Source organism: Streptomyces sp. NPDC001020 (assembly GCF_053599115.1).
On sequence record NZ_JBSFLQ010000002.1, the window covers coordinates 191,882 to 208,177 of the forward strand.

Sequence of the window (16,296 nt, forward strand, 5' to 3'; positions counted from 1 at the left end):
GTACGCGAAACGGCCCTCCACGCGCGCGTGGAGGGCCGTTTCCTGCCGGGACCGTCAGGTCAGGGCTTGAGCACCAGGGTGTCGGTCGTGTTCTTGTCGACCGCGCCCTTCGAGAAGTGCCACGACAGCAGTTCGCCCTTGGCCCACTTGTCCGTCTGATCGGTGTAGTGGTCGCTGTAGGCGTGGCCCGAGGCACCGGAGAGGTTTATCCACTTGGACTTGTCGAGGTCGTCCAGGTTGACCACCATCCGCATCGACGGCACCCAGATCGCGCTGTAGCCGCCCGCCGCGTTCCAGCCGGTGGCGTTCACCGTCGCCTCACCGCCGTCGATCTTCCAGGGACCGCGGTTGAGCATGTACCGCACTATGCCGGGACCGCCGGTGCCCAGGGTCTGGTTCTTCAGGAACAGGCGGTGCAGCCGGCCCCAGCTCCAGGTGTCGATGTCCTTGCCGAGCTTGGCGGTCAGCTCCCAGCGGGCGTCCTTCAAGGCGCGCGCGAACAGTTCGTCGCGCGTCTCCGTGGCCGGCTCGGTGCGCGTCTTGGGCGACTGCCACCAGTCGTTCTTCTGATCGTCGATGATGTTGCGCACCACCTCGAACCAGCGGTCGCCACCGTCCGGCTGCGCCTGGTCCGCGTCGCGCTGACCGCACTCGCGCACCTTCTGGTTCTCGTCCGCGGGCCCGGTGCTGGTGACCGGCTCCACCCACAGGCACTGCCCCTTGACCCGCAGCTCCTTGGGCAGCTTGTTGCCGAAGGCGAGCTTGAGGATGTTGCGCCAGACGGCGTTGAAGTACGCGGCCGCCGCCGAGTCGGAGTTCTGGGTGTAGTCCCAGCCCTCCAGCAGCTTCTGCGCCTCACGGACGTACTTGTCGGAGACGTCGATCTTGAGCAGCTTGGGCACCAGGAGCCTGGCGATCTCGCTGCTGTTGTCGAGCTGCATCTGCCGCATGTCGTCGGTCGAGATCTTGCCGCCGCCCTTGATCTTCGACTCGATCAGGTCGGCGATCCGCTGGCTGCGCGTGCCGTAGCCCCAGTCCGTGGTGAGCGTGTAGGGGTACTTGTCCTTGTCGATCACGGCCTGGTTGGCGGTGACGATGTAGCCGCGCTTCGGGTCGAACTCGTAGGGCAGCGCGTCCTGCGGGATGTACTGATCATTCCAGCTGTACTTCGAGTCCCAGCCCGGCACCGGGAGCGAACCGCCGTCGCCCTTCTTGCGCGCCGGGATCCTTCCGGGCAGCTGGTAGCCGATGTGGCCCTCGGTGTCGGCGTAGATCAGGTTCTGCGAGGGAACGTCGAAGGACCGGGCTCCCTGGCGGAACTCCGTCCAGTTCGAGGCCTTGTCTATCGCGAAGACGGCGTCCATGGACTTGCCGGGGTCCAGGGCGGTCCAGCGCAGCGCTATGCCGTAGCCGTCGCCGCGGTCGGGCGCGGCGGTGGCGACGCCGGCCTTCTTGCCGACCTTGACGAGCTCGTCGTCGCGGTCGGACAGCAGGGGGCCGTTGTTCGTCTCACGCACGACGATCTTCTTGGACCCGCCGCCGGCGATCTTGATCGTTTCGGTGCGGGTGGTGAACGGCTTCACCTTGCCGTCGTACAGGTAGCCGTCGCCGGACAGCTTCTCCAGGTAGAGGTCGGTGACGTCGACACCGGAGTTGGTCATGCCCCAGGCGATGTTCTGGTTGTGGCCGATGATCACGCCGGGCATACCCGCGAAGGTGTAACCCGTGACGTCGTACTGGCACTTGCTGGAGACCGCCGTGCAGTGCAGGCCCATCTGGTACCAGACCGACGGCAACGAGGCCGACAGGTGCGGGTCGTTGGCCAGCAGCGGCTTGTTGGTGATGGTGTGCTTGCCGGCGACGACCCAGGAGTTGGAGCCGATGCCGTGGCCGTTCACGCCGACGGCCGTCGGCACGTTGTCCAGGACCTTGTAGAGGCCCGTCAGCTGGCTCTGCAGAGCCGAGCCGGCCGACATCGTGGTCGCGGTCGACGTCGAGGTTCCGTTCGTCGCGGTCGACTGCGTGCCCGCCGTCGAGCCCCGTGCGAACGTCTGGGTCAGGGCGTTGTACTGGCCCTCCTGGACGATCGCCTTGTTGCGTGCGTACGGGTACTGCGGGTACAGGTCGGCGATCTGCTTCGGGCCGAGGCGGCTGGTCATCAAGGAACGGTCGATCTCGTCCTGCATGTTGCCGCGCAGGTCCCAGGCCATCGCCTTGAGCCAGGCGACCGAGTCGACGGGGGTCCAGGCCTCGGGCGTGTAGTCGTGGGAGAAGCCCAGGGCCGCGTACTCCAGGGAGATGTCCTTGTTGTCCTTGCCCTTCAGGTAGGCGTTGACGCCCTTGGCATACGCCTGGAGGTACGCCTTGGTGGAGGCCGACAGCTTGGTGTCGTACTCCTTGCGGGCCACCCGGTCCCAGCCCAGGGTGCGCAGGAACTCGTCGGTCTTCACCTGGCTCTTGCCGAACATCTCGGACAGGCGTCCGGACGTCATGTGGCGGCGCACGTCCATCTCGTAGAACCGGTCCTGCGCCTGGACGTAACCCTGCGCCATGAACAGGTCCGCGTCCGACGAGGCGTAGATCTGCGGCACCCCGTAGCCGTCGCGCTTGACGTCGACGGGGCCCGAGAGGCCGTCGAGGGTGACCGAGCCGCTGGTCTGCGGGAAGGAGGCGCGCACGGTACTGACGGACCAGTACCCGCCGTAGCCGACGCCTCCCACGAGAGCCAGAACCAGGACGATCACGAGCAGACGGGCTCTGCGCCCCTTCTTCCTGCCGGACTTGCCGGGCTTCTGGCCGGAAGAGGCGGTGGTGTTGGGGGGCATCGCTGTCCTTGCTGTCCTTACGCGAGCGGCAGGGCGGGCTGTGCTTCGTACTGAGCGCTGGAGCAACCATAGGCGCAGGATCCGCCTTGCCTTGACGCGGAGTCGGGAACCCGCCCGGACCGGAGTTCGAGTGCCGTCGCCGCGGAGCGTCAAGAAAGCGTCAAGAGTTAGGTAAAGTAATGAAGTAGTTGCGTTGAAGTCCGTGGTAGCAACCGGCTTCACGTGCTCGGATCGAAGCGTTCGCATCGCGGCGCGCGGATCAGCGAGAAGGGAACGGCCACTGACTGTCCACCACCTCAACCAACTCCTGCTCATCTGCGCACTCGTACTGCTCGTCGCGGTGGCAGCCGTCCGGATCTCGTCGCGCAGCGGGCTCCCCAGCCTGCTCCTCTACCTGGGCATCGGCATGGCCCTGGGCCAGGACGGGTTCGGCCACGTCTACTTCAGCAGCGCGGCGCTGACCCAGGTCATGGGGTACGCGGCCCTGGTCGTCATCCTGGCCGAGGGCGGCCTGGGCACGAAGTGGAAGGAGATCAGACCGGCCCTGCCGGCGGCCTCCTCACTGGCCCTCGTGGGCGTCACGGTGAGCGTCGGCATCACCGCCGCCGCCGCACACTACCTGACCGGTCTCGGGTGGCGGCAGGCGCTCATCATCGGAGCGGTGGTGTCCTCGACGGACGCGGCGGCCGTCTTCTCGGTACTGCGGAAAGTACCCCTCCCCGCGCGCGTGAAGGGCGTTCTGGAGGCCGAGTCCGGCTTCAACGACGCCCCGGTGGTCATCCTCGTCGTCGCCTTCTCCACCGCGGGTCCGCTCGAACACTGGTACGTACTCCTGGGCGAGATAGCGCTGGAGCTGGCCATCGGTGCCGCCATCGGCCTCGCGGTGGGCTGGCTCGGCTCCTGGGGCCTGCGGCACGTGGCGCTGCCCGCCTCCGGCCTCTACCCCATCGCCGTCATGGCCATCGCGGTCACCGCCTACGCGGCCGGCGCACTGGCACACGGCAGCGGCTTCCTCGCCGTCTACCTCGCGTCCATGGTGCTCGGCAACGCGAAGCTGCCGCACTGGCCCGCCACGCGCGGTTTCGCCGAGGGTCTCGGCTGGATCGCCCAGATCGGGATGTTCGTCCTGCTCGGACTGCTGGTCACCCCGCACGAGCTGGGCGGCGACATCCTGCCCGCCCTGGTGATCGGCCTGGTGCTGACCATGGTGGCGCGGCCACTGAGCGTGGTCGCGAGCCTGGCGCCCTTCCGGGTGCCGTGGCAGGAGCAGGCACTGTTGTCGTGGGCCGGGCTACGCGGCGCGGTGCCCGTCATCCTGGCGACGATTCCCATGGTCAACGGCGTCGACGCCACCCACCGCATCTTCAACATCGTCTTCGTACTGGTCGTCGTCTACACCCTGGTCCAGGGGCCGACGCTGCCGTGGCTCGCCCGCAGCCTGCGCCTGGGCGAGGGCCCCGAGGCCGCCGACCTCGGCATCGAGTCGGCACCCCTGGAGAGGCTGCGCGGACATCTGCTGTCCGTGGCGATCCCCAAGGGGTCACGGATGCACGGCGTCGAGATCAACGAGCTGCGGCTGCCGGCCGGGTCCGCCGTCACCCTCGTCGTGAGGGACGGGAAGTCCTCCGTGCCGCTGCCGACGACGGTGCTGCAGCACGGCGACGAACTCCTCGTGGTCGCCACGGACCAGGTCCGCGACGCGGCGGAGAGACGGCTTCGGGCCGTCGGCCAGGGTGGCAAGCTGGCCGACTGGCTGGGGACGCCCGAGAAGGCGGCGCCCGGCCGCTGACGGGATTCCGCAGCGTTCGGCGCGGCCTCGCGGGCGCGCTCCGGGGCGGGCGTGACGCCGGCGCGAGCGTCGATCAAGGGTGGGTTTCGTACGGTTCACACCCACTGGTAATCCCAGGTGGAAGCCCCAGCGCCACCTGTTTTCACAGGTTGCTCGAACCCATGTTCTGTACAATCAAGGCGCACCCTGATCGAACCAACTCTGCCTGACGCAGAGCTGGCGCGACCGTATGGCGGCCGGGGCGCCCCTCTCTGCGGGCGTCGGCATCTACCGCAGTCCGCGCAAGAGGACAGCTCTCGGCGCCCCCGTACGGGGGCGCTACCAGGCGGCAGAAAGGCACGGGCCGTGGCGTCCACGGTCACCTCGAAGTCGTCCCGTCCGGGCTACGGACAGTTGCTGCGCACCCGTGGCTCCTGGACGTTTCTGCTCCCCGGCTTCGCGGCGCGCCAGCCGTTCGCGATGCTCACCATCTCCATCGTGCTGCTCGTGCAGCACACGACCGACTCGTACGGGGCCGCGGGTGCCGTCGCGGCGGTCACCGGCGTCTCCATGGCGCTGTTCGCGCCGTACGGCGGCCGGCTCGCCGACCGCTACGGCCAGCGCGCGGTACTGCTCCCCGGCGTCCTTGCGCACTCTGTCTCCGGTGTGTCCCTGACGGCGCTCGCACTGGCCCACGCCCCCCTGTGGGCACTGTTCGCGGCGGCCGTCCCGACCGGCGCCTCGGTGCCGCAGATCGGCCCCATGGTGCGCGCCCGCTGGGGCGTGAAGCTCCAGGACTCCCCGCTGATGACAACGGCGGCCGCCTTCGAGTCCGTCACCGACGAGCTGACCTTCGTGCTCGGCCCCCTGCTGGCGACGGCCCTGTGCACCACCGTGGCCCCGGCCGCGGGCCTGCTCACCGAGGCGGCGCTGACGCTGGCCGGCGGTCTGCTGTTCGCGGCACAGAAGAGCACGCAGCCGCCCGTCGCCGCCGCGGCGCACGCGCGCGTGGAGCACGCTTCCGCCCTGCGCGTCCCCGGGGTGCGCGTTCTGGCCGTGATCTTCCTGGGCATCGGTTCCGTCTTCGGCGGCATGCAGGTCTCGCTCGCCGCGTTCAGCGAGTCGATCGGCAAGCCCGGCCTGAACGGCGTCCTGTACGGCGTCTTCGCCGTCGGCAACATGCTCTCCGGTGTCGTGTGCGGCGCCATCGCCTGGAAGGCCGCCCCGCAGCGGCGCCTCGTCATCGGCTACGCGGCCCTTGCACTCACCGCATCCGGCCTGTGGACCGCGCACTCCGTGGTCGTCCTGGCGGGCCTCGGCCTCCTGGTGGGCATGTGCGTCGCGCCCGCCCTGATCACCGGCTACACGCTGGTCGAGGGCCTGGTCCCGGCCGGAGCCCGCACCGAGGCCTTCACCTGGCTGACCGGTGCGGTCGCGCTCGGCCAGGCGGCCGCGGTCACGGTGGCCGGGCAGCTCGAGGACCACCTGTGGGACGGCGCCGGTTTCCTGGTCCCGATGGCCGGTACGGTGCTTGCGCTGGCGACCCTGGTGTCACTGCGGTCGTGGCTGGCGACGGAGCCCCGCGACCGCACCGCCGCACGTGGCGTCGGTCACCGCGTACCGGCATCAGTGGACTGATCCCGAGGAATACGCCACTATGGAACGTCGTTAGCACTCATTGAGTGAGAGTGCCAGGAGGAAGACAAGTGCCGACCTACCAGTACCAGTGCACCGAGTGCGGCGAGGGCCTCGAGGCGGTGCAGAAGTTCACCGACGACGCCCTGACCGAGTGCCCCAACTGCGGTGGGCGCCTGAAGAAGGTGTTCTCCGCCGTCGGCATCGTCTTCAAGGGCTCCGGCTTCTACCGCAACGACAGCCGCGGCTCGTCCTCGAGCAGCAGCCCCGCGTCGTCGAAGCCGTCGAGTTCCTCCACGGCCTCGAAGCCGTCGAGTTCCTCGTCGTCCGACTCCGGGTCTTCGTCCGGCTCCGGGTCGTCGTCGGGCAGCACCACCTCCTCCAGCTCCGCCGCATAAGGTCCGGCCGGAAGACCCCACCGTCGTGACGACGGCGGGGTCTTCGGTGTTTCCCGGGCCAGCTACTGTGCTCGCCATGGAGAACGCAGAGATCGGTGTCATCGGCGGCTCGGGCTTCTATTCCTTCCTGGACGACGTGACCGAGGTCCAGGTCGACACCCCCTACGGCGCACCCAGCGACTCCCTCTTCCTCGGCGAGATCGCCGGTCGGCGGGTCGCCTTCCTCCCCCGTCACGGCCGCGGCCACCATCTGCCGCCGCACCGCATCAACTACCGCGCCAACCTGTGGGCGCTGCGTTCGGTCGGGGCGCGGCAGGTGCTCGGGCCGTGCGCGGTGGGCGGGCTGCGCGCCGAGTACGGCCCCGGGACGCTGCTCGTACCGGACCAGCTGGTGGATCGTACGAAGAGCCGCACGCAGACGTACTTCGACGGGCTGCCGCTGCCCGACGGGACCGTGCCGCACGTGGTGCACGTCTCGCTCGCCGACCCGTACTGCCCCGTCGGCCGCAAGACCGCGCTGGAGGCGGCGCGCGGGCGGGACTGGGAGCCGGTGGACGGCGGCACGCTGGTCGTGGTCGAGGGCCCCCGGTTCTCCACCCGCGCCGAATCGTTGTGGCACCAGGCACAGGGCTGGTCCGTGGTAGGCATGACCGGCCACCCCGAGGCCGCGCTCGCTCGTGAACTGGAGCTGTGCTACACGTCGTTGACCCTGGTCACGGACCTGGACGCGGGCGCCGAGACTGGCGAGGGCGTCTCGCACGACGAGGTGCTCCAGGTGTTCGCGGCGAACGTGGACCGGCTGCGCGGTGTGCTGTTCGACGCGGTCGCGGGACTTCCGGCGAACGAGTCGCGGGACTGCCTGTGCACGACGGCGCTGGGTGGCATGGATCCGGGCTTCGAGCTGCCGTAGGGTCGCCCCAAGAGCCTGGAACCTCCCGTTCGGGGGAGCGAGTTGTCCACAACCGGCCGGTAGTCCACGGCCGCCGACGAGCTTCCTCCGAAGGCCTCATCGTGGATGGCGTCTCGATCTCGTCGATCTCGCGATGCAGGTGGTGGTCAGCATGGCTCAGCTCCCCCTTTCCGCAAGCCCGCTGCGCTCGGATGCTTCCGTACGCCCGCCGGACCGGGGCTCGGACATCGCGGTGCGGCCGCCGGACACGGACATCGGGGTGCGTGCGGACACGCCGCCGACCTGCACCGTGCCGCACTTCGCCCCCGTACGCGTACGCGGCGGCCGGCTGCGGCGTCTCATGAGGAACCGGAGGCGGGTTCTGGCCGTGGGCCTGGCGGTCACCGCCACCGCACTCGTGGCGGCGGGCCCGCGCGGCCCCGAGGGGGCGCGGGGACATCCTGACGCCGAAGCACGCCCCACGACGGCCGGACCCGAACGGGCGCGACGCCCGGTCGAGACGGTGACGGCGCCGGTGCGGATCGCCGACGGCGCGACGGTGCGGATGCTGCGGCCCGGCGACCGGGTCGACGTGATCGCGGCCGACGGCGGCGCCTCGAAGGTGGTAGCTGCCGGGGCCCGCGTGACACGGGTGCCGGACGTCGACCTCACGGAGAGCGGCGCGCTGCTCCTGCTTTCCGTACCGCGTGCCACGGCCGCGCGCCTGGCCGGTGCAGGCGCGACCTCACGGCTGGCGGTGACGTTGTGCTGAGCACGTCCGGACAGCGGCCGGGCACCCGGTTCCTGGTTCCTTGCGCCGCTGGGTTCAGATGTGGTGGGGCGGCTTCTCGTCGAGGAAGCGCTTCAGGTCGGCCGCGCTGTCGTTGTCGGTGCGTGGCTGCTCGCCCCACCCGCGGTCCGTGTCGTCCGTGGACTGCTGGTCCAACGGGTCGTCGAAGATCAACACGTTCTTGGGATCGCGCGGTTCGGGGGCAGTGCTCATGCCCCCAGGGTACGTCTCTGGGTGCGGTCCGGGCCGCGACGGTCCAGCGGCCCGGACCCCGCTTGCCGTCGGCCTCGTGGGGTACGTGGTGCGAGTGGGGCGCAAGGTGCGCGAGGGAGCCGACGCGCCCCCTCCCGGCCCGCTCGAAGTCCGCCACTTCCGCTGACAGCCCGGCGCTCTCACAGGTGTCCGCACTCCAGCAGGTGGGCGTTCCTGTGGGGTTGTCTGATCTTCGCCTCGACGGCGGCGGTGACCACGGCACTTGAGGCCACGGTGCCTGCGGGAGTGACACGACGGCGCCAAAGGCCGCGTGTGAGGTCAAGTTTGCCGAGTGGCAAGTAATCATGAGCTCTTGGCATGCTCCCCCTCCTGATGGAGGGGGATTCCTACGGCTCGCGCTGTAGGGGTTCCTGCTTCATCGCCGACTGCCCGCCCGGAGTGCTCCGTTGAGGTCTTACACCGGCTCCACAGGCCGACACCGCCAGCCCGGCGGCCAGAAGGTTCTTCGCGGCATTCTCGTCGCGGTCGTGGGTGATGCAGCAGTCGCCACACGTCCAGGTGCGGACACTCAGCGGCATCTTGTTCTGCAGGCTTCCGCAGTTCGAGCACAACTTGGAGGACGGGAACCAGCGGTCGATCACGATCACCTCGCGGCCGTACCAGCGGGCCTTGTACTCCAGCATGCTACGGAACTCGCTCCACGCCGCATCCGAGATAGCGCGGGCAAGACGGCCGTTCTTCAACAGGTTCCGAACGGTGAGATCCTCGATCACGATCGTTTGGTTCTCACGAACGAGCCGAGTGGTGAGCTTGTGCAGGTAGTCGCGCCTGCGGTCGGCGATGCGAGCATGGATGCGGGCGACCTTCTGGCGGGCCTTGGCCCGGTTGGCGCCCTCGCCCCTAGCCTTACGGGACAACTCCCGCTGGGCCCTGGCCAGGCGTGCGCGGTCACGCCGCTCATGGCGGGGGTTGTGGACCTTCTCCCCGGTGGACAGGGTCAACAGGTGGTCGAGCCCCGCGTCCACACCGACAGCGTTATCGCTGCCCGTGAACGGTTTGACGGTCGGGTCCTCACACAGGAGAGACACGAACCAGCGTCCGGCCGCGTACTGCGACACCGTCACCGTGGACGCAGTGGCACCCTCCGGCAGAGGACGCGACCACACGATGTCCAACGGCTGCGCCATCTTCGCCAGTGTCAGCTCCCCCTCACGGAAACGGAACGCGCTGGTGGTGTACTCGGCACACTTGCGGGACTTCTTCCGCGACTTGAAGCGCGGGTACTTGGCACGCTTGGCGAAGAAGTGGGTGAACGCCGTCTGAAGATGGCGCAGGGCCTGCTGCAGCGTCCACGCCTCCGTGCGAGCCGCGAGCGCGAGGTTGTAGACCTTCCGCACACACCCGAACGTCCGCGACAGCTCGGCTGCCTGCGCATCGGTCGGATAGAAGCGGTACTTGAACGCCCGCTTCACAGAGGTGACCCCCACCACTCACACGCTAGCCCGTCGCCTTGTGGGTCGTGTGGCAGTTACGGAAAGTGCGCCGGTCCGCCCTGACGGCGAGCCGGCGTCCCCTGCCCTGCTCCGCAGGGGTTCGATTCTCCCCCGCAAGCGGGAGGCACCCCCACCCCGCCCTGAAGGACGGGGTTTCCTCGAAGGAGACCAGATGACAGTTGACGCTCTGACGGATGTCGCGGGCCTGCGGGTAGGGCACGCCACACGGATCGGGGAGGGTTGGCTCACCGGCACCACGGTCGTACTCGCCCCCGAGGGCGGTGCGGTCGCGGCCGTGGATGTGCGCGGTGGGGGCCCCGGAACCAAGGAGACCGACGCACTCGATCCGCGCAACCTCGTGCAGAAGGTCGAGGCGGTCGTCCTGACGGGCGGCAGTGCGTACGGGCTCGACGCGGCATCGGGTGTGATGGCCTGGCTGGAGGAGCGCGGACGCGGAGTGCGGGTCGGCCCCGACCCGGCGCACGTGGTGCCGGTGGTACCCGCCGCCTGCGTCTTCGACCTGGGCCGTGGTGGCGACTTCAAGGCCCGGCCGGACGCGGCCGTCGGCCGGGCAGCGGTCGAGGCCGCCGCCGGGAGTGGGCCGGGTGCGTCCGTCGCGGAGGGCTGCGTGGGCGCGGGCACGGGCGCGGTGGTCGGGCCGATCAGGGGCGGGGTAGGCACGGCGAGCACGGTGCTCGCCTCGGGAATCACGGTCGGCGCCTTGGTCGTGGCCAACGCAGCGGGTTCGGCGGTGGAGCCGGCGACGGGCGCCCTGTACGGGGAGTTGATCCAGGGCCAGGTCGAACACCCGGCGCGCGAAGTGCACGAGGCCGCGCGGCGGCGGCTTGCCGAGGTCGGCGCGGAGAACCGGCAGCCCACGCTGAACACGACCCTCGCGGTCGTGGCGACCGATGCCGATCTCACCAAGGCACAGGCGCAGAAGCTCGCGGGAACCGCGCACGACGGAATCGCGCGTGCAGTGCGGCCGGTTCATCTGCTCAACGACGGGGACACGGTGTTCGCGCTGGCGACCGGCGCGCGCGAGCTGGCCCCGGCACGTCCCCTCGCCCTCAACGAGGTCCTCGCGGCGGGCGCGGACCTGGTGACGCGCGCGATCGTCAGCGCCCTGCGCGCCGCCGAGCCGGTGGCCGGGCCGGGCGGCACCTGGCCGTCGTACGAGGAGTTGTACGGAGGACGGTAGGCACCAGGGCCGGGCGATTGTCCCGGTTCTGTCACGCGATACCGCCCACCGCGGTGGGTTGGAACGCTTTGGCGCGGCGTTCGCTCTTCGTCCACGTACCCGAACAGATCACGCACACCACGACAACGACCTGGAGAAGCCCGTGACAACGCCGGACCTGCGAGCGCGGCGCGTACTGGGGGCCAGTGCCGCCCTGGTGATCGGCGCCCTCACCCTCACCGGCTGCGGCGGAAGTGCCAACGCCGACAACGACAAGGACGGCAAGCACTCGGCCAAGACCTCCTCCGCGGAGATCACCATCTCCGCGAAGGACGGTTCGACGGGTGTGTCGATCAACGGGACCGGGGTGAAGGTCAGTGACGGGAAGCTGACCGACGTGAAGATGACGGTGGTCGGGACGGGCACGGCCGTTCCGGGAGAGATCTCCACGGACGGTACGTCCTGGAAGCCGAAGGAGAGGCTGGAGCGGGGGACGAAGTACGAGATCAACGCCACTGCCAAGGACATGGACGACCGCGTGGCGGCCGCCAACTCCATCTTCACGACGCTCACATCGGCCAACAGCTTCATCGGGACGTACACGCCCGACGACGGGACGACGGTCGGCGTCGGCATGCCGGTGTCGTTCACCTTCGACAAGGCGATCACCGACCGGAAAACCGTGCAGTCGCACATCACGGTGACCTCGAGCAGCGGGCAGCAGGTCGTGGGGCACTGGTTCGATGCGCAGCGGCTGGACTTCCGGCCCGAGGAGTACTGGAAGGCCGGCTCCAAGGTCACGATGAAGATCGACCTGGACAGGGTGCGGGGCGCGAACGGCGTCTACGGCGTGCAGAAGAAGACCGTGACCTTCACCATCGGCCGCTCGCAGGTCTCCACAGTGGACGCGCACACGCAGACGATGACGGTCGTGCGGGACGGGCAGACCGTCAAGACGATTCCGGTGTCGACGGGCAGCCCCCAGAACACCACGTACAACGGGCAGATGGTGATCTCGGAGAAGTTCGAGCAGACGCGCATGAACAGCCAGTCCGTCGGCTTGGGCGGCGAGTACGACATCCCTGACGTGCCACACGCGATGCGCCTGACGACCTCCGGCACCTTCATCCACGGCAACTACTGGTACAACCAGAGCAACCCGCCCTTCGGACGCCAGGGCACCAGCCACGGGTGTGTGGGGATGACAGACGTGCAGGGCGGACAGGGCGCCACTGCCGCCAAGTGGTTCTACGACAACTCGCTCATGGGGGACGTCGTGATCGTCAAGAACTCCCCCGACAGGACGGTCGCGCCGGACAACGGCCTCAATGGCTGGAACGTGCCGTGGAGCGCGTGGACCGCCGGGAGCGCCGTCTGAACTGGGCGGTATGGAGAGTTGACGGGCCGCACGGGAACTCGTCGCGCGGCCCGCCCGTTTTCCCCGTACGTTTTCTCGGTTCTCGGACATGATGTCCGACCGAGGGGCTACGGTATGCACCCACAAGGTGACATGCAGCAACGCCGGGAGGGACCTTGAGCGTTCCGTACGAGACGGCAGCGTACGAGCCACCTGAGTCGGCCGAGTCTCCTGAGGAGCACCTCGCCCGACTCCTCGGCCGCACCCTGAACTCCTTCGAGCTGCCCGACGAGACCATCGGGCAGCTCGACTGCGCGCTGGCGTACGACAGTTCACTGCACTCCGCGCACCACAGCGCCGGGCTGTACCGGGAGACGTACCGGCATACCTGGCTGCTCGCGGACGGCTCGGCGGTCACCTTGTGGGAACTCGCCCACAACACGGGACCGGGCGGTCTTCTGGAGCACGAGATGTACGTGGACGAGGAGGAGCTGCGCGCCGCCACGGCCCGGCTTCCGCTGCCGCAGGACGCACCCGATGTCGAACTGCCCGTCCTCGTGCAGTTGTCGCCGGCCCCCGAGCCCCGCCACGCGTACCTGCCGGACGATTCCGCGGACCACGCGCGCCGGCTGCTGCGCCGGGCGGAGAACGTGGACCGGCCGGGCCCGGACCTGGCGACGTTACTGCTGCGCTCGGCCTTCGCGCATGAGATCACCCAGGCCTTCGGGCGGCCCTCGCGCGCGGGGCGGGCGGGGCTGTGCTTCTCGCTCTACGAGCACGCGTTCCTGTTACGGGACGGCCGGGAGCTGTCCCTGTGGGAGGTCGAGCACACGGCGACGCCGGACGGACGGCACATGTGCGAGGTGTACGCCACCGAGGAGGCGGCACGGCAGGCGATGGAACGACGCGCCGCGACGCTCGGCCGAGGCGGCTGAGCACTTCCGGCGCCGCTCGGCCCCGTCGCGCTCCCGCGGCCCACGGAAGAGTGGGGCACCGCCCCCGCTCGCGCGAAGCGAGGGTGTGGAAGGAGCCGGGCGCGGTTAAGTCCGGCCGCCGCATCACACAACAGCGCCCGGCGAATCGCGTTTCGCGCGAGTCCCGCCGGGCGCCTTCGACAACCGCCCCGGATACCGGCACCGTTCAGGAGACGAGCACCCGCTCCTCGGCCGCCTCCACGCCGGTGGCCGCCTCCGGGCCGTCTGTGCCCTCCAGGTGCTGCGCCGGCCGCTTCGGCAGGGCGAACATCAGCAGGAAGATCACCACCAGCACGGCCGCGACCCAGCCGAGGGCGTGCTGGAAGGCGTGCACGAACGCCGGGCCCACCTGCTGCAGGGTCAGCCGGTCGCCGATCTCACCGAAGAAGACCACCGACACCAACCCGAGGCCCAGTGCGTTGCCCATCTGCTGCACCGTGTTGATCAGGCCCGATGCCGAACCGGAGTGCTCCCGCGGCACCCCGGACAGGACCGCGTCCGTCAGCGGGGCCACGATCAGGCCCATGCCCAACCCCATGACCACCAGCGGCAGCGCCATCTGCCAGGGGGCGATGGCCAGGCCGTACCGGTCGGACTCGACGATGTAGAGAAGGACGCCGGCCGCCATCACCAGCGCACCCGCCTGCAGCACCTTACGACCGAAGCGCGGGACGAGCTTCTGCACGGACATCCCGGCCGCCACCGAGACCGCGATCGAGAACGGCACCCCCGTCAGGCCGGCTCGCAGTGCGCTCCAGCCCAGCCCGACCTGCATGTACAGCGTCCAGACCAGGAAGAAGATGCCGAGGCCGACCCCGAACACCGTCTGCACGGCGATACCCGCCGCGAAGCTCTTGACCCGGAAGAGGGACAGCTCGATGAGCGGGGATCCGTCGCGTGCCGCCTTCCGCTTCTCGTACGCCACCAGCACCGCGAAGACGACCAGCGCGCCCACCATCGACAGGTGGCCCCACAGCGGCCAGCCCAGCTCACGGCCTCGAGTGAGCGGGTAGAGCAGCATCAGCAGGCCGAGGGTGACCAGGGCTACACCGACGAGGTCCAGCCGCAGGGCCCGCGGGGCCTTCGACTCCGTGATGAACCGCCGGCCCAGGACGAGCGCCACGATGCCGACCGGCAGGTTGATCAGGAAGATGGGCCGCCATTCCAGCCCGAACAGGTTCCACTCGGTGAGCAGTGCGCCGAGCAGCGGCCCCGAGACCGCCCCCAGTCCGACGATCGCGCCGAAGAGCCCGAAGACCTTGCCCCGCTCGTGCGCCGGGAAGGTGGCGTGCACGATCGCCAGCACCTGCGGCACCATCAGCGCTGCCATCGCGCCCTGCAGGATCCGCGAGGCGACGAGCATCTCCGGGTTCACGGCGAAGCCGCACAGCGCCGAGGCGAGCGTGAACCCGGCCACACCGGCGAGGAAGAGGCGTTTGCGGCCGTGGATGTCACCGAGGCGGCCACCGGTGATGAGCCCGGCTGCGAAGGCGAGCGCGTAACCAGCGGTGATCCACTGGATCTGACTGAACGACGCGCCCGCGTCCCGCTGGATCGACGGGATCGCGATGTTGACGATCGTGACGTCGACGAGGTCCATGAAGGCCGCGGTCATCACGATCGCGAGCGCGAACCAGCGACGCCGGTCGCCCGCGCCCGCGGTGGTACTGAGTGTGCTCTCGGTGCAGGTCATGCAGCAAAGCTATGCAGGCATTAGGACAGATTGTGTCCTAATACTGAGGCATGCTGGCACATATGACGACCGACACTCCGGCGCGGCTCCTTCAGCTCCTCTCCCTCCTCCAGACCCCACGCGAGTGGCCTGGCGGCGAACTCGCCGAGCGGCTGCGGGTCTCCCGGCGCACCGTCCGGCGGGACATCGACCGGCTGCGCGAGCTGGGCTATCCGGTTCAGGCCACCAAGGGGGCCGACGGCGGATACCGGCTGGCAGCCGGGAAGGCCATGCCGCCGCTGGTGCTCGACGACGAGGAGGCCGTGGCGATCGCAGTGGGACTGCGCGCCGGCGCCGGGCACGCGGTGGAAGGCGTGGACGAGGCGTCCGTACGGGCCCTGGCCAAGCTGGAGCAGGTGTTGCCGAGCCGGCTGCGCCACCGCGTCGCCACCCTCCAGGCCGCCACCACGCCTCTGGCCAGTGGTGACGGGGCGAGCATCGCGCCCGAGACGCTCACCGTGATGGCCTCGGCGATCGCGGGCCACGAGCGGCTGCGCTTCGCCTACCTCTCCGGGGACGGAACGCCGTCGCGGCGCCTCACTGAACCGTACCGGCTGGTTTCGACCGGGCGCCGCTGGTACCTGGTGGCATACGACCTCGATCGCGACGACTGGCGCACGTTCCGGGTCGACCGGGTCGGTGAGCCGTTCGCGACGGGGGCCCGGTTCGCGCCGCGGGAGCTGCCGGCGGGGAACGCGGCGGAATATCTGCGGCAGTCGATGCACCGGCGGCAGGAGACGTACGAGTTCGAGGCGACCTTCGCCGCACCGGCCGACCTCGTCGCGGCGCGCCTGCCCCGCTGGTTCGGCGCGCCCGAGCCGCTCGACGAGCAGAGCTGTCGGCTGCGCGGCACGTCGAACGACTCCGTGGACTGGCTGGCCGTACGCCTCGCGCTGGTCGACTGCGAGTTCACGGTGCATCGACCGTCCGAACTCATCGCGCGTGTAAGGGAGGTGGGGGAGCGGATGAGTCGGGCGGCGGAGTCGCGGAGGACGTGAGGGGACCGGCTCAGGCGCTCTGCCAAGTGGTCCCGCCGCCTCGT

Annotated in this window: 13 protein-coding genes; 9 read left to right on the plus strand and 4 right to left on the minus strand. The window is 69.6% G+C overall.

What is annotated here, in order from left to right; all coding sequences use genetic code 11:
- Positions 1-59: 59 nt before the first annotated feature.
- Positions 60-2,825, minus strand: a complete 2,766-nt coding sequence (locus ACWDEX_RS02515) for a penicillin acylase family protein (RefSeq protein ID WP_450461275.1) — start codon at positions 2,823-2,825, stop codon at positions 60-62.
- Between the two features lie 244 nt (positions 2,826-3,069).
- Between ACWDEX_RS02515 and ACWDEX_RS02520 the strand changes: the two genes are divergently transcribed.
- The 5 genes from ACWDEX_RS02520 (at position 3,070) to ACWDEX_RS02540 (ending at position 8,287) form a co-directional block, all read left to right on the plus strand.
- The gene (locus ACWDEX_RS02520; RefSeq protein ID WP_450461369.1) at positions 3,070-4,614 is read left to right on the plus strand and encodes a potassium/proton antiporter; all 1,545 of its coding nucleotides are present in this window, start codon (positions 3,070-3,072) and stop codon (positions 4,612-4,614) included.
- Positions 4,615-4,959: 345 nt separating this feature from the next.
- Positions 4,960-6,231, plus strand: coding sequence for an MFS transporter (locus ACWDEX_RS02525; protein ID WP_450461276.1), 1,272 nt, complete (start codon positions 4,960-4,962; stop codon positions 6,229-6,231).
- A gap of 68 nt (positions 6,232-6,299) precedes the next feature.
- Complete coding sequence (locus ACWDEX_RS02530; RefSeq protein WP_450461277.1) at positions 6,300-6,626, plus strand: FmdB family zinc ribbon protein; 327 nt, start codon at positions 6,300-6,302, stop codon at positions 6,624-6,626.
- Positions 6,627-6,702: 76 nt separating this feature from the next.
- Complete coding sequence (locus tag ACWDEX_RS02535) at positions 6,703-7,536, plus strand: S-methyl-5'-thioadenosine phosphorylase (protein WP_450461279.1); 834 nt, start codon at positions 6,703-6,705, stop codon at positions 7,534-7,536.
- 151 nt (positions 7,537-7,687) lie between these two features.
- The gene (locus ACWDEX_RS02540; protein WP_450461280.1) at positions 7,688-8,287 is read left to right on the plus strand and encodes a hypothetical protein; all 600 of its coding nucleotides are present in this window, start codon (positions 7,688-7,690) and stop codon (positions 8,285-8,287) included.
- A gap of 54 nt (positions 8,288-8,341) precedes the next feature.
- Here ACWDEX_RS02540 and ACWDEX_RS02545 read toward each other — a convergent pair whose 3' ends face one another.
- On the minus strand, positions 8,342-8,518 hold the full coding sequence (locus ACWDEX_RS02545; RefSeq protein WP_450461281.1) for a hypothetical protein: 177 nt from the start codon (positions 8,516-8,518) through the stop codon (positions 8,342-8,344).
- Positions 8,519-8,904: 386 nt separating this feature from the next.
- Entirely contained in the window at positions 8,905-10,005 is a 1,101-nt protein-coding gene (locus tag ACWDEX_RS02550; RefSeq protein WP_450461282.1) for an RNA-guided endonuclease InsQ/TnpB family protein, read from the minus strand.
- Positions 10,006-10,183: 178 nt separating this feature from the next.
- Here ACWDEX_RS02550 and ACWDEX_RS02555 point away from each other — a divergent pair, with 178 nt between their 5' ends.
- The 3 genes from ACWDEX_RS02555 (at position 10,184) to ACWDEX_RS02565 (ending at position 13,483) form a co-directional block, all read left to right on the plus strand.
- The gene (locus tag ACWDEX_RS02555; RefSeq protein ID WP_450461283.1) at positions 10,184-11,212 is read left to right on the plus strand and encodes a P1 family peptidase; all 1,029 of its coding nucleotides are present in this window, start codon (positions 10,184-10,186) and stop codon (positions 11,210-11,212) included.
- A 142-nt stretch (positions 11,213-11,354) separates the two neighbouring features.
- Positions 11,355-12,569: a L,D-transpeptidase gene (locus ACWDEX_RS02560; RefSeq protein WP_450461284.1), complete on the plus strand. Its 1,215-nt coding sequence runs from the start codon at positions 11,355-11,357 to the stop codon at positions 12,567-12,569.
- Positions 12,570-12,724: 155 nt separating this feature from the next.
- Complete coding sequence (locus ACWDEX_RS02565; protein WP_450461285.1) at positions 12,725-13,483, plus strand: DUF6227 family protein; 759 nt, start codon at positions 12,725-12,727, stop codon at positions 13,481-13,483.
- Positions 13,484-13,688: 205 nt separating this feature from the next.
- Here the strand turns inward: ACWDEX_RS02565 and ACWDEX_RS02570 are convergent, their stop codons facing one another.
- Positions 13,689-15,215, minus strand: coding sequence for an MFS transporter (locus ACWDEX_RS02570; protein ID WP_450461286.1), 1,527 nt, complete (start codon positions 15,213-15,215; stop codon positions 13,689-13,691).
- Between the two features lie 62 nt (positions 15,216-15,277).
- Between ACWDEX_RS02570 and ACWDEX_RS02575 the strand changes: the two genes are divergently transcribed.
- Positions 15,278-16,252 carry a helix-turn-helix transcriptional regulator gene (locus tag ACWDEX_RS02575; RefSeq protein ID WP_450461287.1) on the plus strand — a complete coding sequence of 325 codons (975 nt, stop codon included), beginning with the start codon at positions 15,278-15,280 and terminating at the stop codon, positions 16,250-16,252.
- Positions 16,253-16,296: the final 44 nt, after the last annotated feature.